Origin of the sequence: Paenibacillus sp. Pae15, assembly GCF_024519685.1 — a bacterium.
GTDB classification, from domain to species: domain Bacteria; phylum Bacillota; class Bacilli; order Paenibacillales; family NBRC-103111; genus Paenibacillus_G; species Paenibacillus_G naphthalenovorans.
The window spans coordinates 93,506-118,381 of sequence record NZ_JALJRM010000010.1; the positions used below are offsets into that span (position 1 = coordinate 93,506).

Consider the following 24,876-nt stretch of genomic DNA (forward strand, 5'->3'; position numbering starts at 1 on the left):
TTCATAAGAATCAAGCCATTCTGACTGTCAAGGAGTGAAGCCTTTGAGACCTGTACAACCTGTTCGTAAGTCTTCTCTGCATTATATGGGGACAGAGGAGTTTAAACTGGACAGTCTGCAAAACATAGAGCTGTCTGCCGATCATGTATCAATTTTCGGCTTCGTCATGCAGGAAAGCTTGAAGGTGACTCTGGAATCGGAGAGCAGACGCCGGTCAGGCAAAGTGTGGAGCGGGGAATTATTTTTCATTCCTCCGCACTGCCAGTGTACGATTGAGAATCGGGGAGCTGCGGCTTCCCAAGTCATCATAATCCGGTTTGAATGGGATTGGAGCCGCTTATCCATACCGGCGCCATCGGCCCGACCTTTCAGGCCTTCGGATGAATTTCACTTATACAGCTTTAGGATGCCGCAAATCCGCCATTGGATTCAAGATTTCATGAGTGACTGCGGTGACGATGAGCCGGTGCTGTTCTACCAGCTGCAATCGCATTTATACGCAATGGTTTCCTCATTGATGACCTATATTCAAAAGCCGGGGGCAGTGGATGACGTTCTGACCGATTACGTGGAACAGACCAAACGGTATATGCTTGAACACTATAATACGCCGATGGATATTGAAGAGATCGCCCGTCTGTCGGGGGTAAGCCCCAATCGATTTTATCAGTCTTTCAGGAGGCATACAGGGCTCACCCCGCACAAATTCATGACCACGATCCGATTGAATGCCTCGCTATGCCTGCTGGCGAATACGCCGTCATCGGTCATGGAAGTGGCGCACTCCGTCGGTTATTCCGATGAATTATACTTTAGCAGGGTGTTTAAAAAGCATATGGGGATGTCGCCGACGGAATATGCCGCGTGCGCCAAAATACGCATTGCCAATTTATCTCCGGTATTTCAGGGCGATTTATCCGTTCTTGGTATTACACCGAAGCTTACGTTAAGAAGAGGCTGGTCGGATCACCCGGAGAAATATTTGCACCAAATCGAAAGCTGCAGGCCTGAGCTTATTTTTTGCTCTCCCGTACCGGAAGATTTGTACCGGAGATTATGCAAAATCGCCCCGGTCGTCATGCTTCATTGGAAAGGGATGTCCTGGAAGGAGCGGCTGCTGAAAATCAGCGGGATTCTGGGTCTGTCAACCGTTGCCGAGCGGTGGCTGGCTTATTTTGATATGAAGGTGGAAAACGCAAAATTTCATATTCGCCGGCAGTTGGGGGACGAACCCTTTTTATTGGTCGGTTCGTTCGAGGAACAGTTTCGCGTGTTTGGTATGCAGCACAAAAAAATGAGAGATCTGTTTTACGACGAGCTGCAGGTTACGCCGCCTGCCCAGGCCAATAAGGTCAACTTTCATGAAGTCATGACGCTTGGCGAGGTGGCGTCGCTGGATTGCAATAATGTCCTGTTTTTGGTGCCGTCCACGGCTTCAGACGATTACTGTGCAAAGCTGGAGGAAGAATGGCGGCGGCTTAAACGGAACGGGAAGAAGAAGCACTGTCTTTTTATACGTTATGTTGAACCCTTGTTGTACAATCCTTCCATGCACGAAAGCTTGCTTGATCAAACCGTTAATCAACTGCTGCTAACCTCGGGGAAATGAGGAAAATCCATACTCCAAAGAAGAAATATCCATTCATGTTGAGGAGAATTTATGTAAAATAGAAAAAGTGATAATCATTATCACTTGTAATCATCGATTGCATACGTGCTTGTTATGATGCTTTTTATAGGGAGGGCAGCGAAAAATTGCAATAGGCAGCCGTTCCATGATGACGGTGACCGCTCAGCATCATTTTTTTTGGGATCAAATTGAGAATGATTATCTTTATTGATTTTAAAGCGCGTAATCCTAATTTATCGAGTAAGGAACCGTTATGAAAAAAAGATACTTACTGCTCGCTCTCGTCGTCTTATCCGTCACATCCGTATTTATCGGGGTTAAGAACATCTCGATCCTGGATATATTCCATTTATCCGAGGACCAAGCCCACATCCTGATGGACAGCAGGCTGCCCCGGTTAATAAGTATTATTATCGCAGGTGCCAGCATGAGCATCATTGGTCTGATTATGCAGCAGCTGACTCAAAACAAATTCGTATCCCCGACGACAGCCGGAACGATGGACGCGGCCCGATTAGGCATACTGGTGTCCATGCTGATTTTTTCTTCAGCCACTCCTTTGCAAAAGATGCTTGTCGCTTTTGTTTTTGCGCTGCTCGGAACGCTGATGTTCATGAAAATTTTAGACAAAGTGAAGATGAAGGATACGATATTCATCCCTCTTGTTGGCCTTATGTTTGGAAATATTTTGGGCTCGATCACTACGTTTTTTGCCTATAAGCATGATCTCATTCAAAGTATTTCCACATGGCTTCACGGGGATTTTTCCATGATGATGACGGGGCGCTATGAGCTGTTGTATATCAGTGTTCCGTTGGTGGTCATCGCTTATTTGTTCGCCAACCGGTTTACGATTGCGGGGATGGGTGAGGAATTTTCCGTCAATTTGGGACTGAATTACAAACAGGTGGTATACATAGGCTTGATCATTGTAGCGGCCGTATCCTCTGTCGTGCTGCTTACGGTCGGCATGTTACCGTTCCTGGGTCTCATTATCCCTAACATCGTGACGATTTATCAGGGAGATCATCTGAAAAAAAACCTTTCTCATACCGCTTTATTGGGAGCTGTGTTTGTATTATTTTGCGACATCCTCGGCCGGGTCATTATTTATCCGTATGAAATTTCCATAGGCCTTACGGTCGGCGTGATCGGAAGCGGTATTTTTCTTTATTTACTCAAGAGGAGAAAGGCACATGGCTTATAGAGGCAAGCTTGGTTTTCTGGCAATGGCTGCGGTCCTGTTAGTAATCTTGTATTTATTCATCGATGCCGGATCCAATTGGGATTATGTCCTTCCCCGAAGGCTCAAAAAGATTCTTGCGATTATGCTGACTGGCGCTGCCATCGCTTTTTCTACGGTGGTATTTCAAACGATCACCAACAACCGGATATTGACGCCTTCTATGATCGGGTTGGATTCGTTATATCTGTTGGTTCAAACTTCTGTGGTTTATTTGTTCGGCGCGACGACGCTCACGATGATGAACAGCAACGTTCAATTCCTCATCTCGGTCGGGGCGATGATCCTGTTTGCGGGAGTCTTGTATAAATTTCTGTTCAGAAAAGAAGGGCAGCACATCTATTTTTTGCTGCTGGTCGGGTTTATATTCGGGACGCTATTTTCGAACCTTTCGTCATTCATGGAAATGCTCATCGATCCCAATGAGTTTATGGTGGTGCAGGACCGGATGTTTGCCAGCTTCAATAATATCAATACGGATCTTCTTTTGATCTCGTTCCTGGTGGTCTTGGCGACAGCCGTTTATTTTATGAAATATGCCAAGTTCCTGGATGTACTGTCGCTAGGCAAAGAGCATGCCGTCAATTTGGGGATTCCCTACGATCTGGTTGTCAAAAGACTGCTGATCATCGTAGCCGTGCTGATCTCCATTTCGACCGCTTTAGTCGGCCCGATCACATTCCTGGGCTTGCTGGTTGTGAATATCGTCCATCAATTTATACAAACGTACAGGCATACCTATCTGATTTCAGGCTCCATTCTCGTTAGCGTGATTGCCTTGGTAGGAGGTCAATTGATTGTCGAGAGGGTATTCACCTTCTCTACGACGTTAAGCGTGATTATCAATTTCATAGGCGGCGTTTACTTTATTTATCTTCTATTGAAGGAGAATAAGTCGTGGTAGAAGTAAGGGAAGTATCTAAACAATACGGCAATAAATCGGTGGTCGACGATGTTTGTATCAGCATCCCCAAAGGGAGGATCACTTCTTTAATCGGACCTAACGGAGCGGGAAAAAGCACGGTCTTGTCCATGATCAGCCGTCTGATTCCGAAGGATCGCGGAGAAATTTTCATTGACGGTCAGGAAATCGGCCGCTGGAAGAGCGGCGAGCTCGCCAAGAAAATATCGATCTTGAAACAATCCAACCATATCAATATCCGTTTGACGATCAGAGAATTGGTTTCATTCGGACGCTTCCCCTATTCCCAAGGAAAGCTGTCCAAGGAGGATCTGGAGTATGTCGATGAGGCGATCCGTTATATGGAGCTGGAGGATATACAGCATAAATATCTTGATCAATTAAGCGGCGGGCAAAGGCAAAGGGCGTTTATTGCGATGGTCATCGCCCAAAATACAGAATATATCCTTTTGGATGAACCGCTGAACAATCTGGATATGAAGCATTCCGTTCAAATTATGAAAGTGTTGAGAAGAATGGTAGACGAACTGGGCAAAACCATTGTTCTGGTCATCCATGACATCAATTTTGCCTCCTGCTATTCCGACTACATCGTCGCTCTTAAAGACGGGAAGGTCGTTAAAGTGGGAGATACGGATGACATCATCCATCCGTCGGTATTGAAAGAAGTCTATGACATGGATATTCACATAGAGGATATCAACCAGAATAAAATTTGTGTTTATTTTGCTTAATCGATCCGGTATTTTTCAGGCATTATTTTGGTGGTATTCATCATGAGTCCCATGTTGAAGCATCATCAATGTAATTCATAAAACCATTTGTTTAGGAGAGTGACATGAATGAGTAAAAAGCTTTCTTTGATTTTCTTGACCGTGCTGCTGGCCGTTGTTTTTACCGCGTGCGGTACGACGGGCGGCGGAACGACCGATACGGCTGCAAACCTTTCTAACGGCAGCTCCGATGGAGCCCCGGCACCGAAGGTTGATGAAGAATTGACGATCAAGCACCAGCTGGGCGAAACCAAGGTCAAGAAAAATCCTCAGAAAGTCGTTGTTTTTGACTTTGGCACTTTAGATACTTTAGACAAGCTGGGGGTTCAAGTGACAGGCGTACCTCAAGCGAACATTCCTCCTTATCTGTCCAAATATCAGGATGCAAAATATGTGAATGTAGGCAGTTTGAAAGAGCCTGACTTTGAAAAAATCAATCAGATTGGTCCGGACTTAATTATCATTTCCGGCAGACAATCCGAGGCTTATCAAGAGCTGTCGAAGATTGGTCCAACGATTTTTGTAGGCGTGGATAACGCCAAATATATGGAGTCCTTCAAGCAAAATATGACGTTGCTGGGATCGATTTTCGATAAAGCCTCCGCTGTCGAGGAAGAGCTTGCCAAAATTGACGCTACGATCAATAATGTCAAGGAAAAAGCAACGGCAAGCGGTAAAAACGGTTTAATCGTTTTGGTTACCGGCGGGAAAGTCAGCGCTTATGGACCGGGTTCCCGGTTTGGTCTTATTCATGATGTGCTCGGGTTTGCTCCTGTGGAGAAAAATATTGAAGTTTCCACTCACGGCCAAAGCATTTCCTTCGAATTTATCGTTGAAAAAAATCCGGACTACCTGTTTGTGATTGACCGGGATGCCGCTGTCGGCAACGAATCGCCGGCCAAGCAGGTGATTGAAAATGAGCTGGTGAAAAAGACCAAAGCTTACCAAAACGGAACGATCGTTTATCTGGATCCTAACTATTGGTATCTTTCCGGCGGCGGGTTAATATCGGTAGCGGAAATGGCTAAAGAAGTGGAAGCTGGCTTAAAATAAGGAAAAAAACCGAGAGGGGCGTGGCCCTTCTCGGTTTTTCCTTATTTTAACGATTCGATTTCCAGGTCAGGTAACGAGTCATGAGGCCGATAGCCAGATCGATCGAGCGTTCATCAGGCTCGATCTTGGCATGATGCAGGCCGTATGGCGTGCCCACGCCCAGCCAAAACATGAAGCCGGGAATAGATTCCAGAAAATAACCGAAATCTTCACCGGTCATGGCTTCTTTACACTCGATAAGGTCGATGTGATAAGACTGCTGCGTTTCGCGTACCCACTGCATAAACTCGCTGGTGATCTTTTCCTCGTTGTACACCTGCAGGTAATTGGAGCCGTAGTCGATATGAGCCTGACAGGCAAATGCCGTTTCCAACCCATGGACTAAGGCTTCGATGCGGGACTTGACCAGGGTCATCGTGTCCGCCGACAGCGTACGGATGGTTCCTTCCAGACGCGCCTTCTCGGCGATAATGTTCTGCTTCGTGCCGCCGTCGATTTTGCCGATGGTGATTACCGCTGAATCCAACGGATTCACGTTTCGTGCGATGACCGTCTGTAGTTGGCCCACCAGCTGGCAGGCGGCGATCACCATGTCGTTGGCGTTGTGCGGAAACGCCGCATGGCCTCCTTTGCCGGTCAAATCGATGAACAGCTCGGAGGTGTTGGCGAACAGAATGCCGGGCTTTGTGGCAATCGTTCCCACCGGATATTCGGGTGCAATATGCAGAGCGAAAATTTCATCCGGCATCCAATCCTTCAGTTCCTCGCTTTCGAGCATCGGTTTGGCGCCTCCGGGACCCTCTTCAGCCGGCTGGAAGATAAACGTCAGATGGTCTTGGACGGGGTGGCTTGCAAAATGCGTCAGGATACCGAGTCCGATTGCCATGTGCAGATCATGACCGCAGGCGTGCATGTAGCCGGGGTGCTTGGAACGGAAATCGTAGCCAGTATCCTCCTGGATCGGCAGGCCGTCCATATCTGCCCGGTAGCCGAGCCTTTTTTGCGGCTGCGTGCCCCGGACATTGACCAGGACGCCTGTCTTCCACGTGCGGATTTCAATATGTTCCTGCGGAAGGGTGGAGATATAGTCAAGCAAGTACTGCTGCGTCTTGAACTCTTGAAAGCCCGTTTCGGGAATCTGATGCAGGTCGCGGCGCAGTTTCACATAACGGCTTGGAGTGGCAGTGACGCTCACGGTGGGGTTAACCTCCTTTACTTTGGCGGACCTTGACAAAGGCTGATACTAATAGAAAGACCCGGCGTCGCGACGCCGAGCCTGAATTCGACCGATTTACAGATTGCGCAAATCCTTCAAAATTTCGGTTTTGGACTTCGTTTTGTCGTCCACCTTTTTGATGACGCGGGCTGGCGTACCGGCAACGACGCTGTATTCCGGAACGTCTTCTACGACGACGGCGCCTGCGGCAACAACCGAGCCTTTGCCTACGCGCACGCCTTCGAGAATAACGGCATTGGCGCCGACCAGCACGTCATCCTCGATGACAACCGGCTGCGCAGAAGGCGGCTCGATGACGCCGGCAAGGACGGCGCCTGCGCCGATGTGGCACATGCTGCCGATTTTCACGCGGCCGCCGATGACGGCGCCCATGTCGATCATCGTGCCTGCGCCGATGGAAGCTCCGATGTTGATCACTGCGCCCATCATGATGATGGCGTTATCGCCGATGCCGACCATATCGCGGATCACGGCGCCTGGTTCGATGCGGGCATTGATGCCCTTCAAGTCCAGCAGCGGTACAGCCGAGTTGCGGCGGTCGTTCTCGACCACATAATCCTGGATTTTGGAGGAGTTCGCATCAAGCACGCTTTGAATCTCCGCCCAGTCTCCGAAGATGACGCCGGTTTTGCCTGTAATAAACGTTTGAACGTTTTCGCCAAAGGAAATCGACTCGAGGTCGCCTTTCAAGTATACTTTAACCGGGGTCTTTTTCTTGCTCGTTTTAATAAGATTAATAACTTCTTCTGTATTCATTTCAATCGACATAGCTACATTTCCAACTCCTCTATGTATAGTACCGTGAACGATGGGCGATATCCGTCACCAAAGTTCGGGTTGATAGTGAACTACATCTTTTATAGCATAAAATGACCGCTTCCCGCAATCTTTAGGGAATGCTTCGGAACGAAGATTCGCGGTCTATTGACAAGCGATGTCGAACGTGGGATAATTCTTTTTAACTGAATAGCACCTTTAATTTCAGTCCCGTGAGGCTGGCAAGGTGAACGATGAATATGAACGGTCTATCCGGAGCGCGCTGCGGCAGATAAATTCGGGTGAAGTATACCCGCATCCGGAGGCTGAGTTCTGTTCTTGTGCATATACCTTGCCTTATCGGCAAGGTTTTTTTCGTCTCACGACCGATTTCAAAAAGCTCAGGTGGAGGAGGTTGCCCTGCAGATGCAGCAGACCGAGCATGTGCTAATGGATGAGACCGCCATTCGGCGGGCGTTGACGCGGATCGCTCACGAGATTTTGGAAAGAAACAAAGGCTTCGAGAACTGTATGCTCATCGGGATTCGAACGCGCGGAATACACTTGGCTGCCAGAGTGGCTGAGCGAATTCGGGAAATCGAGGGCGTTCCCGTTCCCGTTGGCGAGGTCGACGTGACCAGGTACCGGGATGACCGGAGCAAAGCGGCGGGCGGCGGTGAGGATGCCGCGGCGGCGGAGTCGGTTCCGGATCAACTGGAGATTCGTAATAAAAAGCTGATTTTGTTTGATGATGTACTATATACGGGCCGGACCGTCAGAGCGGCGATGGATGCGCTGATGGATCTGGGCCGGCCGCAAATGATTCAGCTTGCGGTGCTGGTGGACCGCGGACACAGGGAGCTTCCGATTCGGCCGGACTATGTCGGCAAGAACATCCCCACCTCCCGGCTGGAGAACATCGATGTGGAGCTGAAGGAAGTGGATGGAATCGATCAAGTCGTAATTACGGGGCAGAGGGGGCCAAAAGAATGACACTGCAGGTACACACGCATAAGCATCTTCTCGGCACTAAGGGGCTAAGCGCTACGGAGCTCACGTCCATTTTGGACCGGGCGTCCTACTGGGAGGAGTACCCGGTGAAGGTATCGAACCATCTGCAGGGACGCTTTGTAGCCAATATGTTTTTTGAGAACAGCACGAGAACGCGCTTCTCCTTTGAAGTAGCAGAAAAACGGCTTGGAGCCGAAGTGCTGAATTTCACGGCCGCCGTCTCCAGCGTGCAAAAAGGCGAGTCGATATACGATACGGTGCGGACCCTGGAGTCGATGGGGATCGACGCGGGCGTGATCCGGATGAAGCCGAACGGCCTTCTTGCCGAGCTGGCACAGAAAATTAAAGTGCCTCTGATCAATGCCGGCGACGGCAATAACGAGCATCCGACGCAGGCTCTGCTCGACCTGTACACGATGCGCAAACATTTTGGCCACATCAGCGGGCTTCATGTAGCGATTATCGGAGATATTCGGCACAGCCGGGTGGCGCGCTCGAACCTGTGGGCGCTCCGGACGCTCGGGGCCAGAGTAAGCTTCTGCGCTCCTGCAGAAATGCAGGCCGCCGAATTGGCGGAATATGCGCCTTACACCACGATCGACGAAGCGCTGAAGGCCGATGTGGTCATGATGCTCAGAGTACAGCTGGAGCGACATGAAGGCTCTCTGTTCCGATCGGCTGAAGAATACCGCGCCGCTTACGGGCTGACTGTGGAGCGGGCGGCCAAGCTGGCGCCGCATGCGATCATCATGCACCCCGCTCCGGTGAATCGGAACGTAGAAATCGACGACGAACTGGTCGAATGCGATAAATCGAAAATCTTCACGCAAATGAGCCACGGCGTACCGATTCGGATGGCTGTGATCGAGCGGGCTTTAAGTTGAAAATACACGATGCGGAGGTACCGATGGGAATCTGGATTCTGAACGCTGCAGTACTGAATGGCGGCAATGAACTGGCGGCAAAGCATGTTCTTGTGGAAGGAAATCAAATTGAGCGCATCATAGAAGCAGGTACGGCGCCTGACACCTCAGGGCATACGGTCATCGACGCGCAAGGCAAGTTTCTCGCGCCCGGGCTGATCGACATGCACGTGCATTTGCGTGAACCGGGCTTTGAGTATAAAGAAACGATTGCGACAGGAACGCGTTCGGCGGCGCGGGGCGGTTTTACGACCATTGCCTGCATGCCGAATACGCGGCCGGTGACCGACACGGTGGAAACGCTGAAATACGTGCTGAACAAGGCTGAAACCGAAGGGGTTGTGCGCGTACTGCCTTATGCCTGCATCACGAAAAATGAGCTGGGCCGTGAGCTGACGGATTTCGAAGCGCTGAAAGCGGCTGGCGCGATCGGCTTCACCGACGACGGGGTCGGGGTACAAAGCGCTCAGATGATGAAGGACGCCATGGCCAAAGCGGCTTCGATCGGAATGCCGATCATCGCGCATTGCGAGGACAACACCCTGGTGGAGGGAGCGGCCGTAAGCGAGGGAGCGTTCGCTCGCAAGCACGGGCTGAAGGGCATTCCGAACGAATCGGAAGCCATTCATGTGGGCCGCGATATTCTTCTGGCCGAAGCGACAGGGGTTCATTACCACGTATGCCATGTGAGCACGGAGCAATCCGTTCGCTTGATCCGTCAAGCCAAGCAGATCGGCATCAAAGTAACGGCGGAGGTTTGTCCGCACCATCTGCTGCTCTCCGACGAAGACATTCCGGACAGCATGGACGCCAATTGGAAGATGAATCCTCCGCTGCGTACGCCTCGTGACGTGCGGGCTTGTATCGAGGGCCTCGTGGACGGTACGATCGATATCGTGGTAACCGACCACGCTCCGCACAGCGAAGAAGAAAAGGCGCGCGGGCTGCAGCTGGCGCCGTTCGGTATCGTCGGCTTTGAAACAGCCTTTCCGCTTCTTTATACGAAGTTCGTAGCGACAGGCGAATGGACGCTGCAGTTCCTGGTGGACAAGATGACCAGGCTTCCGGCGGAAGTGTTCGGACTGCCTTGGGGCATATTGGAGGCCGGCCGGACGGCGGACCTGACGCTGATCGATTTGGAGACGGAGAAGGAAGTGAACCCTGCGGAATTTGAATCCAAGGGCCGCAACACCCCGTTTACCGGCTGGAAGCTTAAGGGCTGGCCGGCGATGACCATGGTGGAAGGCAAAGTGGTTTGGTCGGAGTAAGGTTTATGGGTTTACAAGTACTTACGAACACAGCAGAATGAAGGAGTTGACCAGACATGCAGGCTAGATTGTTGTTGGAAGACGGTACGCTGTTTACCGGTAAAGCATTCGGAAGCACCGGCGACTCGGTAGGCGAGGTCGTTTTTAATACAGGGATTACAGGATATCAAGAGGTTCTTTCCGATCCGTCCTATTGCGGACAGATCGTGACGATGACCTATCCGCTGATCGGCAACTACGGCATTACGCGGGACGATTTCGAATCGATTCGCCCGTATGTTCATGGATTTGTCGTCCGTGAGCATGAAGCAGTGCCGAGCAACTGGAGAGCGGAATATACGATCGACAGCCTGCTTAAGGAATACGGCATTCCCGGAATCAGCGGCATCGATACGCGGATGCTGACCCGCCGTATCCGTCATCATGGCGCAATGAAGGGCATTTTGACGACATCCAACAAGCGTGTGGAAGAGCTGCTGGAGCAGTTGAAAGTCGCACCGTTGATGACCGATCAGGTATCCCGCGTATCCACCAAAAGCGTGTACAGCGCACCGGGGACGAAAGAACGTATCGTGCTTGTAGACTTCGGTTCGAAGAGCGGCATTCTGCGCGACCTGACCAAGCGCGGCTGCGATGTGGTCGTGGTGCCGCAGGACACGACAGCCGATCAAATCCGCCGCCTCGCGCCGGACGGCATTATGCTGTCCAACGGCCCCGGAAATCCGAAGGATGTACCGCATGCCGTCCAGATGATTTCCGAGCTGATCGGACAGTTTCCGATTTTCGGCATCTGTCTGGGTCATCAGCTCATCGCGCTGGCCAGCGGAGCCGACACCGAAAAGCTCAAGTTCGGGCATCGCGGCGGGAACCATCCGGTTAAGGATTTGAAGTCCGGCCGGTGCTACATTACTTCACAAAACCATGGATATACGGTAAAGGAAGATTCCATCAGCGGTACGGACCTGGAAGTGACGCATATCAACAACAACGACCGTACGATCGAAGGCCTGCGTCATAAAAAGCATCCGGTCTTCTCCGTGCAGTATCATCCGGAGGCGGCTCCCGGACCGTTTGACTCCAGCTATCTGTTCGACGATTTTCTGGACATGATCCGTGAACATAAGAAGAACCATCCGCCGGTACCGCGCCAGGCGCAAATTGCAGCGGCTTATCAGGCGGGCGGCGCCAAATCCGCTTCCGCATCGAAAGGAGAACTGCACTATGCCGAGAAATAATGACCTCAAGAAAATACTTGTGATCGGCTCCGGGCCGATCGTGATCGGACAAGCGGCCGAGTTCGACTATGCCGGTACGCAGGCTTGTCAGGCGCTGAAAGAAGAGGGTTATGAAGTTGTCCTTATCAACAGTAACCCGGCCACCATCATGACCGACACCAACATGGCCGACAAAGTATATATCGAACCCATTACGCTTGATTTTGTCACTCAAATCATTCGTCAGGAGCGGCCGGACGGCCTGCTGCCGACGCTGGGCGGCCAAACGGGCCTCAACATGGCTGTGGAGCTGGCGCGCGCAGGCGTGCTGGAGCGCGAGAACGTAAAGCTGCTCGGAACGCAGCTGACGGCCATCGAGAAGGCCGAGGACCGCGACTTGTTCCGTGATCTGATGCGCGAGCTGGAACAGCCGGTGCCGGACAGCACGATTGTTACGACCGTGGAGGAAGCCGTTGATTTCGCGAACGATATCGGCTATCCGATCATCGTACGTCCGGCCTACACGCTAGGCGGTACGGGCGGCGGAATTTGCGCGAACGAGGAGGAACTCGTCGAGACGGTATCCTCCGGCATTCGCTACAGCCCGATCGGCCAATGTCTGATTGAGAAAAGCATCGCGGGCATGAAAGAAGTGGAGTATGAAGTCATGCGTGATGCGAACGACAACTGTATTGTCGTCTGCAACATGGAGAACTTCGACCCGGTAGGCGTACATACCGGCGACAGCATCGTCGTGGCGCCGAGCCAAACGCTCTCCGACCGCGAGTACCAAATGCTCCGCTCGGCATCGCTCAAAATCATCCGCGCCCTGAATATCGAAGGCGGATGCAACGTACAGTTTGCGCTTGACCCGCACAGCTATCAATACTATGTGATCGAAGTCAATCCCCGGGTTAGCCGCTCGTCCGCGCTTGCGTCCAAAGCGACCGGCTATCCGATTGCCAAAATGGCGGCCAAAATTGCCGTGGGCTACACGCTGGACGAAATCGTGAACCCGGTAACGGGACAAACCTATGCTTGCTTTGAGCCGACGCTCGACTATATCGTATCCAAAATCCCCCGCTGGCCGTTCGATAAGTTCACGTCGGCCAACCGGAAGCTCGGTACGCAGATGAAAGCTACGGGTGAGGTTATGGCGATTGGCCGGACGTTCGAAGAATCGATTCATAAAGCGATCCGTTCCCTGGAAATCGGCGTACACCGCCTTTATTTGAAGGACACCGACAAGCTGGATAAAGAGGTGCTGGATCAGCGCCTGGCGAAGCCCGACGATGAGCGTATCTTCCTGATCGCGGAGGCGCTGCGCCGCGGCTACACCGTACAGCAGCTGCATGATCTTACGAAGGTGGACTGGTGGTTCCTGCACAAGCTGGAAGGCTTGATCCAATTCGAAGCCGAGCTGCTGCAGCCTGAGCTTTCGGAAGAGCTGCTGCGCGAAGCGAAGCGCAAAGGCTTTACGGACCGCGCGATCGCGGAGATCAGAAGCCAGGCGGACCAAGGACTGAATCTGACGAAGGAAGCGGACGTTCGCGCTTACCGTCTCGGCCTGAATATCAAGCCGGTATACAAAATGGTGGATACGTGCGCGGCCGAGTTCGAAGCGACGACACCTTACTACTACTCGACCTACGAAACGGAAGACGAAGTGAAAGAGACGACGAAGCAAAAGGTCGTCGTTCTGGGCTCCGGTCCGATCCGGATCGGCCAAGGCATCGAGTTCGACTACTCGACCGTGCATGCCGTATGGGCGATCCAGAAAGCAGGCTATGAAGCGGTCATCATTAACAACAATCCCGAAACCGTATCGACGGACTTTAATACCTCCGACCGTCTGTATTTCGAGCCGTTGTTCTTTGAAGACGTGATGAACGTGATCGAGCGCGAGCAGCCGATCGGCGTGATCGTTCAGTTCGGCGGTCAAACCGCGATTAACCTGGCGGCTCCGCTGGCCAAAGCCGGCGTGCGCATTCTGGGTACCGATCTGGAAAGCATCGATGCGGCGGAAGACCGCAAAAAGTTCGAGGCGCTTCTGCGCTCGCTGGAGATCGCGCAGCCTCCCGGCGGTACGGTAACCTCCGTCGACCAGGCGGTGGGCATGGCATCGAAATTCGGTTATCCGGTGCTCGTGCGCCCGTCCTATGTGCTTGGCGGCCGTGCGATGGAAATCGTGTACTCCGACGAAGAGCTGCTGAGCTATATGGAATATGCGGTTAAAATCAATCCGGAGCATCCGGTTCTGATCGACCGGTACATGCTCGGCAAAGAAGTGGAAGTCGACGCGATCTGCGACAAAGAAACCGTACTGATTCCAGGCATCATGGAGCATGTCGAAAGAGCGGGCGTTCACTCGGGCGACTCGATTGCGGTATATCCTCCGCAGACGGTTTCCGAAGAGCTGAAGCAAAAAATTATCGAGATCACCACCAAGATTGCCAGAGGCTTAAACGTTGTCGGGCTTGTCAATATTCAGTTCGTCATCTATCAAGGCGAAGTCTATGTGATCGAGGTTAACCCGCGTTCCTCGAGGACGGTGCCGTTCTTGAGCAAAGTAACGAATATTCCGATGGCCAACGTGGCGACTCGCGTCATCATGGGCGAGAAGCTGGCCGATATGGGCTATCAAACCGGATTGTGGCCGGAGGATGATTATGTATCGGTGAAGGTACCGGTGTTCTCCTTTGCCAAACTGCGCCGCGTAGACACGACGCTAGGACCGGAGATGAAATCGACCGGTGAAGTGATGGGCCGTGACAAAACGTTCGCCAAAGCCCTGTATAAAGGCTTGATCGGCTCCGGCATGAAGGTTCCGCCGACCGGCGCGATTATTGCGACGATCGCCGATAAGGATAAAGAAGAAGCAACGGCCATCCTCCGCTCCTTCGAACGGCTCGGCTATCGGATTGTGGCTACGGGCGGAACCGCGAAGGCGCTTGAGGCCGCCGGGCTGAAGGTGACCCGTGTGAACAAGCTGAGCGAAGGCTCGCCGAACATTCTGGATCTGATTCGTAACGGGGAAGCGCACTTTGTGGTCAACACGCTGACCAAAGGCAAAACGCCGGAGCGCGACGGATTCCGTATCCGCCGCGAGGCGGTAGAGAACGGCGTGGTGTGTATGACGTCGCTTGATACGGTAAGCGCGCTGCTGCATGTGCTGGAGTCCATCTACTTCCAATCCACGGCTATGCCGGTGTCTCAAGCCTGACACCATCCGGAATTAGCACAGTGTCCCGCTGACTGCGGGGATGCTGTGCTAATCCCTTGATTGGGCTAAAAAACAGCTTCATTCTTGAACAGGAGGCGGGGAACATGGCGTTTGACAAGAATAAGGCAGAGCGAATCATGGTTGCGCTCGATTATGCCCATGCCCAACAGGCGGAAGCGCTGGTGAGCTCGCTTGCCGGCATTCCTTGCTATATGAAGGTGGGCATGCAGCTATTTTACAGCGCAGGCCCTTCCTTTGTCCAAAAGCTCAAGGATCAAGGCTACCATGTGTTTTTGGACCTCAAGATGCACGATATTCCAAATACGGTCAAGGGCGGCGCGGAAAGCATTACGAGGCTCGGTGTGGACATGTTCAACGTGCATGCGGCAGGCGGCAGGACCATGATGGAAGCGGCGTTGGAAGGGGTAGACAAAGGGCTTCAAGCGGGCAACAGACCCGCAGTAATCGCGGTGACTCAATTGACGAGCACAAGCCTTGCGGTGATGAATGAGGAGATCGGTATCGCAGGTACGGTGGAGGATGCCGTCCTGCGTTATGCCAAGCTGGCCCGGACGGCCGGCTTGAACGGAGTCGTGGCTTCCCCGTTGGAAGTGGTTCGGATCAAAGAGACATGCGGACCCGATTTTATGACCGTTACGCCCGGAATCCGTCCTGCAGGCGCGGATATCGGAGATCAGTCTCGTGTGATGACGCCTGCAGAGGCCTTTGCACAAGGAACGGATTTCATCGTTATCGGTCGCCCGATCACAGCGTCGCCGGACCCCAGAGGAGCGCTGGAAGCGATTCTGGCCTCCGTATAGGGAGAAGTCCGACCATATAAAGAACAAATGGAGAGGAATGATCTAAGCGTGCAACCCATTCGTACAAACCATGAGCTGGCAGAACGTATTGCTTCGGACCTGCTTGCGATCGGAGCCGTAGCGCTCCGTCCGAATCAGCCGTTCACCTGGACATCGGGACTGAAATCTCCGATCTATTGCGACAACCGCCTGACGATTTCTTACCCTGAAATTCGTGAGCGGATTGCAGAAGGATTCGTTTCGCTGATCCGCGACAACTTCCCGGATGTGGAAGTCATTGCAGGAGCGGCGACCGGAGGAATTCCTCACGCCGCTTGGGTGGCCCAGAAGCTGAATCTGCCGATGGTTTATGTCCGCGATAAGGCCAAGGGGCATGGCAAGGAAAATCTGATCGAAGGCTCCATTAAGCCGGGTCAAAAAACAGTCGTCATTGAGGATTTGATTTCCACGGGCGGCAGCTCGCTGAAAGTGGCGCTGGCCATGAACGACGCCGGGGCACAGGCGCTTGGCGTGCTTGGCATTTTCTCCTACCAATTCGACAAGGCAAAAGAAGCCTTCGAAGGTGCCGGCATTCCTTTTGAAACACTGACGAATTATACGACGCTGCTGGACGTTGCGCTGAAGGCGGGCAGCATCCGGGAGCAGGACCTGCAGGCGCTTAAAGCATGGCGGAGCAATCCTGCGGAATACGGGAAATAAGCATAAAACTCCAGGTGACCCAGCTGTTTTAAGCCCTTATTAGTGTAGTGGACATTGAAAAATACCTGGGCAGCGAGCTGACGTCGGTATATAACCGGCGTCAGCTTGTTTAGTATGTGCGCAGCATGGGCGTCATCTTTACGGTGTCAGGTATGGGGGGTTACCTCCAGGACAACAATCGATTTCTCACCCATGCCATGCAGAACAGCAGCCAGGGAACGATCACGAACATAGTCAAAACAGAAAGGGTTACGGACGTGGCTATCGCATGCGTCAATTCCTGAAAATTGGGTGCTACCCACATGCTCAACAAAACTAACAGAAAGCCTAACGGGAACACAAGCGGTCGATAATCGGACAGGTTCATCCATTGGGAGGTGACAAGAACGGCCACATAAAAAAATACACAGATTTTCACAAACGCGCCCAACACCCAAATGGCCATGTACAGCGATTCCAAATGGGTGAGAAACTCGGCCAGGTCAATGTACCTCGCAAGGATCAGAAAGGGATAAGTAAAACTGCCTGTTAAATCCCCCAGAAGGAGCAGGGTCGACAGATTGGACACAACCAGTGTCAGTATGATTATTAAAAAGGTAATCGAGATGCTTGTTTTCGCCTTTCTTTGATCAGCTACATAAGGAAGAAAAAACGATACAGTGATCAATTCGGCAAACCAGGTTTGCAGGACGAAAGCCCCCTCGATCGAAGGCCTGATCCCTTCTCCCATGATCGGAAGCATGTTTGAAAAACGCAGATCAGGAATGATCGGAACAATGATGAGTAAAAAAAAGGCGATAAAAACGGGAAGCAAGAGCTCGGAAAACCTTCCCACAATTTCCACGCCTCCGCGTACGGTTATGGCACATACCAGAACCATGCTGCCCGACACCACGATGAGCGGGGTGTTGAGCAGAAATGCGCCGACCACGAATTCGCCGTATTCCCGTACGATAATTCCGTTGAGATACAAATAAAAGAACGAGAACATGATCCCTATGATTTTTCCGAGCAACCGGGTGACGATGCGTTCGCTTGCTTGGCTAATATTTAGGCCGGGATACATGTTATGGAGCCGCAGCGCGACATAAACGGCAATCAACCCGCTAAAAGCCCATATCGGGGAAATCCACAGATCCTGTTTCGCAAATATGTACGTAATCGTGGGGGCGGTGAGAATCGCGGTAGGGGTGGTGGCCAAATACATCATCATTCCCAATTGTAAGGGGGAAATTCTCGTTTTTTCGGGCATCCTTCTCATTCGCTCCTTTCCATAGTCCATTTCTCTACAACGTTTACCAGCGGTTTGTACATGGCGTCAATGCATTGTGTGGGCCCTGGCGTTTCCGGATAGAAAACGAGCAAACAAGCCAGAATTCCTCCCAAAACGGTTAGTGCGGCAAAGGCGGTTTTTTCTTTTTTCATTTGCCTTTTCATCCTTGGCCATTCATACAGGGTCATACAAACCAAAACCGCTGCGATTCCCAAGACCTTCACCCATTCCATTTTTTCTCACTCCTGTTTCGACTTGAAAATGTTTTTGCCTGTCATTCCCGGTCTGTATATTTTAGGCTCCGTCTCCAGCATGACTTTCAGATTTGGGTAGATGTCGTCCCAGCGATTCTTGTTTCGATTCCATTCTTTTGGATAATTGCGGTAAAAAGCATCGGCAAAACCGAATATGTCGGCTTTCATTTCTTTCTGCGCTTGTGTCAGGGCCATGTGCACACGATGCTCAATACCGGTCGCCAATTCGGTTTCCAGCTCTTTGATATACTTTGGATCGGCAAGATCCAGGCCCGTTGTATTTTCAATGATGTCGTCCTGGGTGTCAATTCGGACGGTGATGCTCCAGTCGTCCCCATGAATATGCGGAATCAATTCCGTATGGCTCCTCAGCAGTTGGAAGGAAACATAGCCTTTGGCGTTTTTCGGGGAAATGGTCGTGGTAGCCCTTTTTATTTCGTTTCTCAGCCACAAGATCCCCCGGGTTGTGCTGTCGTTCATACGCCCGACCATTTTCCCGTTTTTTAATATGCCCGTTCCATTCAGAAACGGGAACGCCTCCTGCATTCCTTGTTTCGGTTTGATTTCCACCAATGGAATGACGGCCGCCCTGGCTCTGCCGGCCATCATTTGCATCAGATCTTTCATCGTGATATTCAGTCCGATTCGCGACTCGGCCATTGACCGCAGCCCTTTGGCAATTGAGCGTTCAATAGGGGGGTCAAGCTGCAGCACATCTTTCGCCGACCCTTTGCTGATGAATACTTGTATGCGTTCCCTCGGAGAGGGGTGACGCGTAAAAAATTCCATCGGTTCGGCAAGTCCTTCTTTCGCCAATCTTTCCCCAATAATGAGCACCTCGGCCTGCCCCCAAAACACTTTGCGGGTGAGCACTTGCTGCAATTGGGCAACCGAAGCCGCCATGGTCAGTCCTTTCACCGATCGTACGATCGACAGTCCGGTCCCCCCGCTATCGGCGGAGAACCCTCCCATCTGTTGAGAAGATGAAGGTGACGTAAGATATATTTTGACAGACAGCTCCAATTGGCGATCTTCCGTCCAATCCAAACCGACAGCTGTAATGATCGCCAAATTGTTCACTTCCGTACGGTCCCAACAGCCGGAAAGCCATAGTGCATGAATAGAAAGGAAAAAGAGGACAAAAACGCTTTTTCGTTTTGTTGTACGCATGAAAATCCCCTTCCGATTATCCCTCTTCATCCCCTTTGGCTGGATTTGGCCGTTGCCCGGGGGGCTGCCGATATTCGTTCCATTCTCCGGTCAAGTGCTGGCGCGTGTTCATCATCCAACGCGGAGCCCGCCAAAGGACATCTTTTAAATCGCGACCTTTCAACGGAGCCAGAGGCGACAAATAAGGCACCCCAAAAGAACGAAGAGTGAGAAGATGATTCAAAATGACAATCACCCCCAGGATCACACCAAGGACTCCCAGGAACCCTGCAAGGAACATCATGGGGAAACGAAGCAGCCTGACGGCAATTCCAACGGTGAACCGGGGAGCCATAAATGAAGCGATCCCCGTGATGGCCACAACCATCACCATCGGAGCGGAGACGATTCCGGCTGCAATAGCCGCTTGACCGATGACAAGCGCCCCGACAATGCTGACGGCTGTACCGATCTGCTTGGGGAGTCTGGCGCCGGCCTCCCGCAGCGCTTCAAACATGGATTCCATCAGCAAGGCCTCCGCAATAGCGGGAAACGGTACTTGTTCACGCGATTTCACCATGGTTAACAGAAGGGAGGGCGGAATCATTTCCTGGTGAAACGTAATGACGGCGACGTAAATGGATGGCCCCAGCAAAGAGATGGAAAAAAACAAATAACGCAGCCAACGGATCGCCGTACCCACAACGTATCGCTCATAATAATCTTCAGGTGATTGCAGCATGGATAAAAACGTCACCGGAGCGACCAGCACACTGGGGGTTCCGTCGACCAAGACGGCGACATGCCCTTCCAGCAAGTAGGCGCTTGCCACATCAGGCCGTTCCGTCGAAAGAAGCTGAGGGAAAGGGGAATAAGGATTGTCTTCAATAAATTCCTCGATATACACGCTTGCCAACATGCCGTCGATCTCAATCCGCCGTAACCGGCTCATCATTTCCTCGACTAATGCGGGAGCTGCAATTCCCTCGATATAGGCAATGGCGATCGGCGTTACGGAATAGGTTCCGATGTTCATCGCTTTGATTTTCAAATTCGGACTTCTTACTTTCCGCCGCAGCAAAGTCGTATTGGTCCTTAGCGATTCGATGAATCCTTCTCTTGGTCCCCGTAAAACCGACTCGGCCGTAGGCTCTTCAATTGAACGTTTATCCCACTTGGACAATCCGACCGACAATCCTTGGCCTTCCCGATCCATGAGCAGGACGGGATTCCCGCCGGATATTTCTTCAATGGCATCAGCGACGGTTTTCACAGGTTTGATGGATGAGACGGCAATTTTCTTTCGAATGTTCGAAAGGGTATGCTCCAGAGGGAATTCCTGCTGGAGCGGCGCGAGTACATGCTGATCGACCTCTTCGACATGAGTAAGACCTTCGATGTAAATAAGCACGGCTTTGGTTTGATCGCCAATGAAAAAGTCGTGAAAAATGACGTCGGAACAATTCGCATAAATGCTCTGAAGCAGTTGAAGGTTTTCGTCCAGATGTTCGGAAAATCCGGTTTGGGTTTTCGGATCTTTGTCTTGCAATCCGGCATTTGCAGACTGTTGCCGATCAGAACGCAGCAGACGATTCAAGAACGTTTTTTTTTACCCATAACAATCCCCTCTCGTGGAAAATTCAGTCTGGTGGTCAGTGGATAAAACCGCCAAGAGCGAAATACCACTGTTCTCATTCTTGTTTTTCCTAGTATGGTTCGTTCATGATCCAAATATGCAAATACTTGGAATTAACGCACATTTTTTTACCCGCGTTTATTATCGCTGTAGAGATTTTGGATTCCGGATCAAGCTTAAACTTATGACCTTTGATCGTCATAAAAATACACCCCTAGAAAGAATCGGAATAACCCGAAGGGGGGGTTCCAATGTCTATTCTAAGGGGTGCATTTCAGTGTTGATTAATTGGAGTTTTTTGCGGTATCCGTTATTTTTTGAGCAGAGCAAGGCGGTAAGCATATTCGAACAGGAATTCGAATGCTTCGAGATGCCGCTTCGCTTCGAAGGCGTTCGCTCCCCAGGCATAAATTCCGTGCTTACGCAGCAGGATACCGGGAATACGGGGGACAATCGCTCCTTTTACAAGCTTGGCAATGCTCGGAATGTCGGCGTAGTTGGGCAGAATCGGAATTTCGATTTGCGCTTCCTCTTCCCAAATGTTGAACGCCTTGATCAGTTCTACGCCGTCTACAGGTACGCTGCCGTGCTCTCCGTACAGCTCGGACACCAGGTTATTGAATACCGTATGTACATGAAAAATGGCGCCGCACCCGGTCGCACGGTAAATTTCACAGTGGATCAGCGTCTCCGCAGACGGCTTCAACCCGGTCGCTTCCATCGGCTTGCCGTTCTGGTCCACCAGCAAGTAATCGGAGGGGGTATGGACGGACTTGTCTTTTCCGCTGGAGGTGATTGCAAAAGCGAACTGATCCGGGGAGAACTCACCCGTGCGAATGGACAAATTGCCGCTTGTGCCCGGAAACCATCCCCGCTCGGCAAAAATCGTTTTGACTTCGCGAAGCTCGGCAAACGCCTGCTGCTTTTCTTCTAAACGAATGGCGTCGAAACTCAACGTGTTCTCATCTCCTCAAGCTGCTTAATGACATCGAAAAAATTTTCAAAGGGGTAATAATTCAAGTTCAGCTCCTTGCAGAGCTGCACCAAATGCGCGCGGGCAAAGACGATGTCCGCGAGCTTGGCCCCTTCAAAATCGGTGACGCTGTCTCCGATCAAAATGCGCTCGTATGACTCGGCAGGATATTGACGGATGATGGTCGTCTTGCACATGCCGCAGTCGTTTGCGCAATGCTCGTCGCAGGCATGCGGCCATTCGATCCGAATATGCGATCCGCTGAAGTCGCTGCCGTTGCAGTAAATGTTCTCCTGCGGGATCGGGAACTGCGACAGAACGGGGTAGACAAAAAAGTCGATTCCGCCGCTGGTCACCAGAAAATGCACGTCCTCGCGGCTGCAGTATTCAAGCAGCTCCCGAAATCCGGCGCGGATCGTTACGTTGCCTATGGCATAATCTACAACTTCCTGATGCATCGAAGTGGGGAGCAGGGCGAACATGCGCCCGACGCCTTCGCGAATCGATATCTTTTTGTGAATCACCTGATCCACGAGCGCGTCCCAGCCCGGAGGCTGAAAATGCTTCATGATCGCTACAATGTTGTCGTTCACCGTGATGGTTCCGTCGAAATCGCAAAAAATAATCCGATTTTTGCTCATTCCTTGATCCCCCAGGCGTCGATCGCCGCTTGCAGCTCCGCGTGCCCGTCAGCCGCATATTCGCGAAGCGGTCTGCCAGCCAGGCAGCCGGCGATGGCTTGACGGAAGGCGCGGCCTCCCGCCGCGGCGCCCATCGGATGCCCATGGACTCCGCCTCCGGCATTGACGACGACTTGATCGCCGAAATCCTTGAGGATCAGAGGCACGAGTCCGGGGTGAATGCCCGCAGACGGAACAGGAAAGCTCTGCGCCAGCGGGGCTTGTCCGTTTGCGGACAAGGCATATGCCGATGCGTCTGTGGTCAGCAGCGCTTCTTTGATCGCCATATTCTCTTCCCGCGGCATCACGACCGAGCCGTAAGGGGAGGGGAACAAGACGAGATCCGCTCCTGCCAGCCGCATCAGCTTGCCGAGCAGAACGCTGGCTGCGATCCCGTGATATGGAGACGGGTAGAACGCTCCTGCCATAGCCGGGTGGGCCATAATCGGCACGCGGATATCCGGATGCCGGCTTAACTCGGCCAAGGCATCGAAGCCGTAAGCCAGTACGTTGAAGAGCAGCGCATTCGCCCCGGCATCGATGGCTTTACGGGCCTGCTCAATCAAACCGAAGGTCGGGCCTGTCAGATTGACGGCATACAGCAGCTTTTGCCCGGTTGCTTTCTGTGCTTCCGCCGCGGCCTGCATGCAGGCCTCCACACGCCGCTCGATCGGGGTTAGCGGGTTCTCGAACAGGATTTCGTCGTCCTTAATCAAATCGACGCCGCCTAAGGCCTGCTGCAGGAACTGCTCGCGCAGGGCCGGAAGATCGTGGCCGATGACCGATTTGAAAATGCTCATTAACAGCGGCCGGTCGTGAATACCGAGCAGGTCGCGGACGCCCTGAATACCGTATCTCGGCCCGGGAAAGGCGGATAAGAAAGCTTCGGAGAACGAGAGATCGATCAGCTTGATGCGGCCGTCCATCGACAGCTTGCCGAATACCGTGACGAGCAGGGCAGGGATGTCGCGGCTGAAATTGATATCGGGATAAGCGATTTGAATATCGGCGTATCTTTCGGATGCGGACTCTCCGGCCGCAGGCTCATGAACCTCCACGCGAACTACGCGGCCCAAATGCTTTTCCATTTCGGCCTTGCGCGCTTGCGGCAGGTCTGTCCAGCTTCCGACGGTTAATCCGACGGCGATGCCAGCCGCTTTCTTATGAAAATCGGCTTTTTCGTCGTAGCAGCGATAGGTCGCTACGCAATATGCGCCATGGGTTTCCACATTCATTGCATGACACCTACTTTACTTGGTTTGGGAAGTGACGGAGGCGCTGATCGCCGCACCCAGCTCACCGGCGCGTTCGGCGGCGCGGAGCACGGCCTTCGCGACCGCTTCCGGGAATCCGTGACGATCAAGCGTCTCCAGCGCGGCCTGAGTCGTCCCGTTAGGCGAAGTGACCTTCCGGCGCAAATCGGCAGGATCTTCCCCGGTGGCCTGTACCATACTGGCAGCGCCAAGGACCGTTTGAACGACAAGCCGCCGCGCTTCTTCAGGTTCAAGCCCTCCCTGAACGCCGCCCTGGATCATGGCTTCCATCATATAATAAATGTAAGCCGGTCCGCTCCCGGAAACACCGGTAATTGTGTCAAGCAGCGGCTCTTCCACAGTGGATACGATGCCGGCCGATTCAAACATTTGGACGGCAAGCTGACGGCCTGCCGGCGTGACATTCGGGGAAAAGCTCATTCCGGTCACCCCGAGGCCGATGGTGCTCGACGTATTCGGCATGGTTCTGACGATAGAGTAATCCGCTGCGTCGAGCAGTGTTTGCATGGTATCGATCGTCAGGCCGGCGATGACGGATACAAGCAGCTGCTCGGGCCTTATCAGATGCTTGATCTTGGACAGACCCTCAAGGGCATCTTTCGGTTTAAAGGCCAGAACGACGATATGCCCCGTTCGGATGGCGTCGTCTTTTTCCAATTCGTTGACGGAACTGCGGATGCCGTAACGCTCGCGGAGCTCTTCGAGCCGGGCGCGGTTAGAGCGGTTGATGACAAAAATATTTTCACCGTGCACGCCGCCTTTGGTGATCAGTCCGCGAATGATCGCTTCGGCCATCGAGCCGGCGCCGATAAACGTGAATTTCATATGAGACAAGGATGAGGTCATCTGGGTTACTCCTTTACT

Annotated in this window: 22 protein-coding genes; 12 read left to right on the plus strand and 10 right to left on the minus strand. The window is 52.3% G+C overall.

Annotation, left to right across the window (positions count from 1 at the left end; all coding sequences use genetic code 11):
• Window positions 1-43: 43 nt before the first annotated feature.
• From NR121_RS10830 to NR121_RS10850, 5 genes are all read left to right on the plus strand, one after another.
• On the plus strand, window positions 44-1,609 hold the full coding sequence (locus NR121_RS10830; RefSeq protein ID WP_256831188.1) for an AraC family transcriptional regulator: 1,566 nt from the start codon (window positions 44-46) through the stop codon (window positions 1,607-1,609).
• A 274-nt stretch (window positions 1,610-1,883) separates the two neighbouring features.
• Window positions 1,884-2,837, plus strand: coding sequence for an ABC transporter permease (locus NR121_RS10835; RefSeq protein ID WP_256831189.1), 954 nt, complete (start codon window positions 1,884-1,886; stop codon window positions 2,835-2,837).
• Complete coding sequence (locus tag NR121_RS10840) at window positions 2,827-3,777, plus strand: iron chelate uptake ABC transporter family permease subunit (protein ID WP_256831190.1); 951 nt, start codon at window positions 2,827-2,829, stop codon at window positions 3,775-3,777. The genes NR121_RS10835 and NR121_RS10840 overlap by 11 nt, the downstream gene beginning before the upstream one ends.
• On the plus strand, window positions 3,771-4,529 hold the full coding sequence (locus tag NR121_RS10845) for an iron ABC transporter ATP-binding protein (RefSeq protein WP_062407692.1): 759 nt from the start codon (window positions 3,771-3,773) through the stop codon (window positions 4,527-4,529). Before NR121_RS10840 ends, NR121_RS10845 begins: the two co-directional genes overlap by 7 nt.
• A 108-nt stretch (window positions 4,530-4,637) precedes the next feature.
• Complete coding sequence (locus tag NR121_RS10850) at window positions 4,638-5,621, plus strand: siderophore ABC transporter substrate-binding protein (protein WP_054818082.1); 984 nt, start codon at window positions 4,638-4,640, stop codon at window positions 5,619-5,621.
• A 46-nt stretch (window positions 5,622-5,667) separates the two neighbouring features.
• Here the strand turns inward: NR121_RS10850 and NR121_RS10855 are convergent, their stop codons facing one another.
• On the minus strand, window positions 5,668-6,816 hold the full coding sequence (locus NR121_RS10855) for an N-acetyldiaminopimelate deacetylase (RefSeq protein ID WP_054818083.1): 1,149 nt from the start codon (window positions 6,814-6,816) through the stop codon (window positions 5,668-5,670).
• Between the two features lie 96 nt (window positions 6,817-6,912).
• Entirely contained in the window at window positions 6,913-7,626 is a 714-nt protein-coding gene (dapD, locus tag NR121_RS10860; protein ID WP_256831191.1) for a 2,3,4,5-tetrahydropyridine-2,6-dicarboxylate N-acetyltransferase, read from the minus strand.
• 414 nt (window positions 7,627-8,040) lie between these two features.
• Here dapD and pyrR point away from each other — a divergent pair, with 414 nt between their 5' ends.
• From pyrR to pyrE, 7 genes are all read left to right on the plus strand, one after another.
• Complete coding sequence (gene pyrR, locus NR121_RS10865) at window positions 8,041-8,607, plus strand: bifunctional pyr operon transcriptional regulator/uracil phosphoribosyltransferase PyrR (protein ID WP_054818103.1); 567 nt, start codon at window positions 8,041-8,043, stop codon at window positions 8,605-8,607.
• Window positions 8,604-9,509, plus strand: coding sequence for an aspartate carbamoyltransferase catalytic subunit (locus NR121_RS10870; protein ID WP_062407695.1), 906 nt, complete (start codon window positions 8,604-8,606; stop codon window positions 9,507-9,509). Before pyrR ends, NR121_RS10870 begins: the two co-directional genes overlap by 4 nt.
• 23 nt (window positions 9,510-9,532) lie before the next feature.
• On the plus strand, window positions 9,533-10,816 hold the full coding sequence (locus NR121_RS10875; protein ID WP_062407697.1) for a dihydroorotase: 1,284 nt from the start codon (window positions 9,533-9,535) through the stop codon (window positions 10,814-10,816).
• A 56-nt stretch (window positions 10,817-10,872) separates the two neighbouring features.
• Window positions 10,873-12,051 carry a carbamoyl phosphate synthase small subunit gene (locus NR121_RS10880; RefSeq protein ID WP_062407699.1) on the plus strand — a complete coding sequence of 393 codons (1,179 nt, stop codon included), beginning with the start codon at window positions 10,873-10,875 and terminating at the stop codon, window positions 12,049-12,051.
• Window positions 12,038-15,253 carry a carbamoyl-phosphate synthase large subunit gene (carB, locus tag NR121_RS10885; protein ID WP_062407700.1) on the plus strand — a complete coding sequence of 1,072 codons (3,216 nt, stop codon included), beginning with the start codon at window positions 12,038-12,040 and terminating at the stop codon, window positions 15,251-15,253. The genes NR121_RS10880 and carB overlap by 14 nt, the downstream gene beginning before the upstream one ends.
• Window positions 15,254-15,357: 104 nt before the next feature.
• Window positions 15,358-16,074: an orotidine-5'-phosphate decarboxylase gene (gene pyrF, locus NR121_RS10890; RefSeq protein ID WP_054818084.1), complete on the plus strand. Its 717-nt coding sequence runs from the start codon at window positions 15,358-15,360 to the stop codon at window positions 16,072-16,074.
• A gap of 57 nt (window positions 16,075-16,131) precedes the next feature.
• Window positions 16,132-16,773, plus strand: a complete 642-nt coding sequence (gene pyrE / locus NR121_RS10895; protein WP_269465279.1) for an orotate phosphoribosyltransferase — start codon at window positions 16,132-16,134, stop codon at window positions 16,771-16,773.
• Window positions 16,774-16,933: 160 nt separating this feature from the next.
• Here the strand turns inward: pyrE and NR121_RS10900 are convergent, their stop codons facing one another.
• The 8 genes from NR121_RS10900 to proC form a co-directional block, all read right to left on the minus strand.
• The gene (locus NR121_RS10900; RefSeq protein WP_062407702.1) at window positions 16,934-18,025 is read right to left on the minus strand and encodes a GerAB/ArcD/ProY family transporter; all 1,092 of its coding nucleotides are present in this window, start codon (window positions 18,023-18,025) and stop codon (window positions 16,934-16,936) included.
• A gap of 5 nt (window positions 18,026-18,030) precedes the next feature.
• The gene (locus NR121_RS10905) at window positions 18,031-18,279 is read right to left on the minus strand and encodes a hypothetical protein (protein WP_054818085.1); all 249 of its coding nucleotides are present in this window, start codon (window positions 18,277-18,279) and stop codon (window positions 18,031-18,033) included.
• A gap of 6 nt (window positions 18,280-18,285) precedes the next feature.
• Window positions 18,286-19,470: a Ger(x)C family spore germination protein gene (locus NR121_RS10910; RefSeq protein ID WP_062407703.1), complete on the minus strand. Its 1,185-nt coding sequence runs from the start codon at window positions 19,468-19,470 to the stop codon at window positions 18,286-18,288.
• Between the two features lie 16 nt (window positions 19,471-19,486).
• The gene (locus NR121_RS10915) at window positions 19,487-21,037 is read right to left on the minus strand and encodes a spore germination protein (protein WP_375162523.1); all 1,551 of its coding nucleotides are present in this window, start codon (window positions 21,035-21,037) and stop codon (window positions 19,487-19,489) included.
• A 358-nt stretch (window positions 21,038-21,395) separates the two neighbouring features.
• The gene (gene mtnB, locus NR121_RS10920; RefSeq protein ID WP_062407704.1) at window positions 21,396-22,040 is read right to left on the minus strand and encodes a methylthioribulose 1-phosphate dehydratase; all 645 of its coding nucleotides are present in this window, start codon (window positions 22,038-22,040) and stop codon (window positions 21,396-21,398) included.
• Complete coding sequence (locus NR121_RS10925; protein WP_062407705.1) at window positions 22,037-22,699, minus strand: 2-hydroxy-3-keto-5-methylthiopentenyl-1-phosphate phosphatase; 663 nt, start codon at window positions 22,697-22,699, stop codon at window positions 22,037-22,039. The genes mtnB and NR121_RS10925 overlap by 4 nt, the downstream gene beginning before the upstream one ends.
• The gene (locus tag NR121_RS10930; protein ID WP_062407706.1) at window positions 22,696-23,973 is read right to left on the minus strand and encodes a 2,3-diketo-5-methylthiopentyl-1-phosphate enolase; all 1,278 of its coding nucleotides are present in this window, start codon (window positions 23,971-23,973) and stop codon (window positions 22,696-22,698) included. Before NR121_RS10930 ends, NR121_RS10925 begins: the two co-directional genes overlap by 4 nt.
• Window positions 23,974-23,988: 15 nt before the next feature.
• Complete coding sequence (proC, locus tag NR121_RS10935; protein WP_062407707.1) at window positions 23,989-24,858, minus strand: pyrroline-5-carboxylate reductase; 870 nt, start codon at window positions 24,856-24,858, stop codon at window positions 23,989-23,991.
• Between the last annotated feature and the right edge of the window lie 18 nt (window positions 24,859-24,876).

Bases quoted from the DNA above. Each gene is read 5' to 3' on its own strand.
- NR121_RS10925 (WP_062407705.1), bottom strand. From the start codon at position 22,699: ATGAGCAAAAATCGGATTATTTTTTGCGATTTCGACGGAACCATCACG.
- NR121_RS10840 (WP_256831190.1), top strand. From the start codon at position 2,827: ATGGCTTATAGAGGCAAGCTTGGTTTTCTGGCAATGGCTGCGGTCCTG.
- NR121_RS10900 (WP_062407702.1), bottom strand. From the start codon at position 18,025: ATGCCCGAAAAAACGAGAATTTCCCCCTTACAATTGGGAATGATGATG.
- NR121_RS10870 (WP_062407695.1), top strand. From the start codon at position 8,604: ATGACACTGCAGGTACACACGCATAAGCATCTTCTCGGCACTAAGGGG.
- NR121_RS10910 (WP_062407703.1), bottom strand. From the start codon at position 19,470: ATGCGTACAACAAAACGAAAAAGCGTTTTTGTCCTCTTTTTCCTTTCT.
- dapD (WP_256831191.1), bottom strand. From the start codon at position 7,626: ATGTCGATTGAAATGAATACAGAAGAAGTTATTAATCTTATTAAAACG.
- pyrR (WP_054818103.1), top strand. From the start codon at position 8,041: ATGCAGCAGACCGAGCATGTGCTAATGGATGAGACCGCCATTCGGCGG.
- NR121_RS10850 (WP_054818082.1), top strand. From the start codon at position 4,638: ATGAGTAAAAAGCTTTCTTTGATTTTCTTGACCGTGCTGCTGGCCGTT.
- NR121_RS10835 (WP_256831189.1), top strand. From the start codon at position 1,884: ATGAAAAAAAGATACTTACTGCTCGCTCTCGTCGTCTTATCCGTCACA.
- pyrF (WP_054818084.1), top strand. From the start codon at position 15,358: ATGGCGTTTGACAAGAATAAGGCAGAGCGAATCATGGTTGCGCTCGAT.
- carB (WP_062407700.1), top strand. From the start codon at position 12,038: ATGCCGAGAAATAATGACCTCAAGAAAATACTTGTGATCGGCTCCGGG.
- NR121_RS10875 (WP_062407697.1), top strand. From the start codon at position 9,533: ATGGGAATCTGGATTCTGAACGCTGCAGTACTGAATGGCGGCAATGAA.
- NR121_RS10905 (WP_054818085.1), bottom strand. From the start codon at position 18,279: ATGGAATGGGTGAAGGTCTTGGGAATCGCAGCGGTTTTGGTTTGTATG.
- NR121_RS10930 (WP_062407706.1), bottom strand. From the start codon at position 23,973: ATGAATGTGGAAACCCATGGCGCATATTGCGTAGCGACCTATCGCTGC.
- NR121_RS10880 (WP_062407699.1), top strand. From the start codon at position 10,873: ATGCAGGCTAGATTGTTGTTGGAAGACGGTACGCTGTTTACCGGTAAA.
- proC (WP_062407707.1), bottom strand. From the start codon at position 24,858: ATGACCTCATCCTTGTCTCATATGAAATTCACGTTTATCGGCGCCGGC.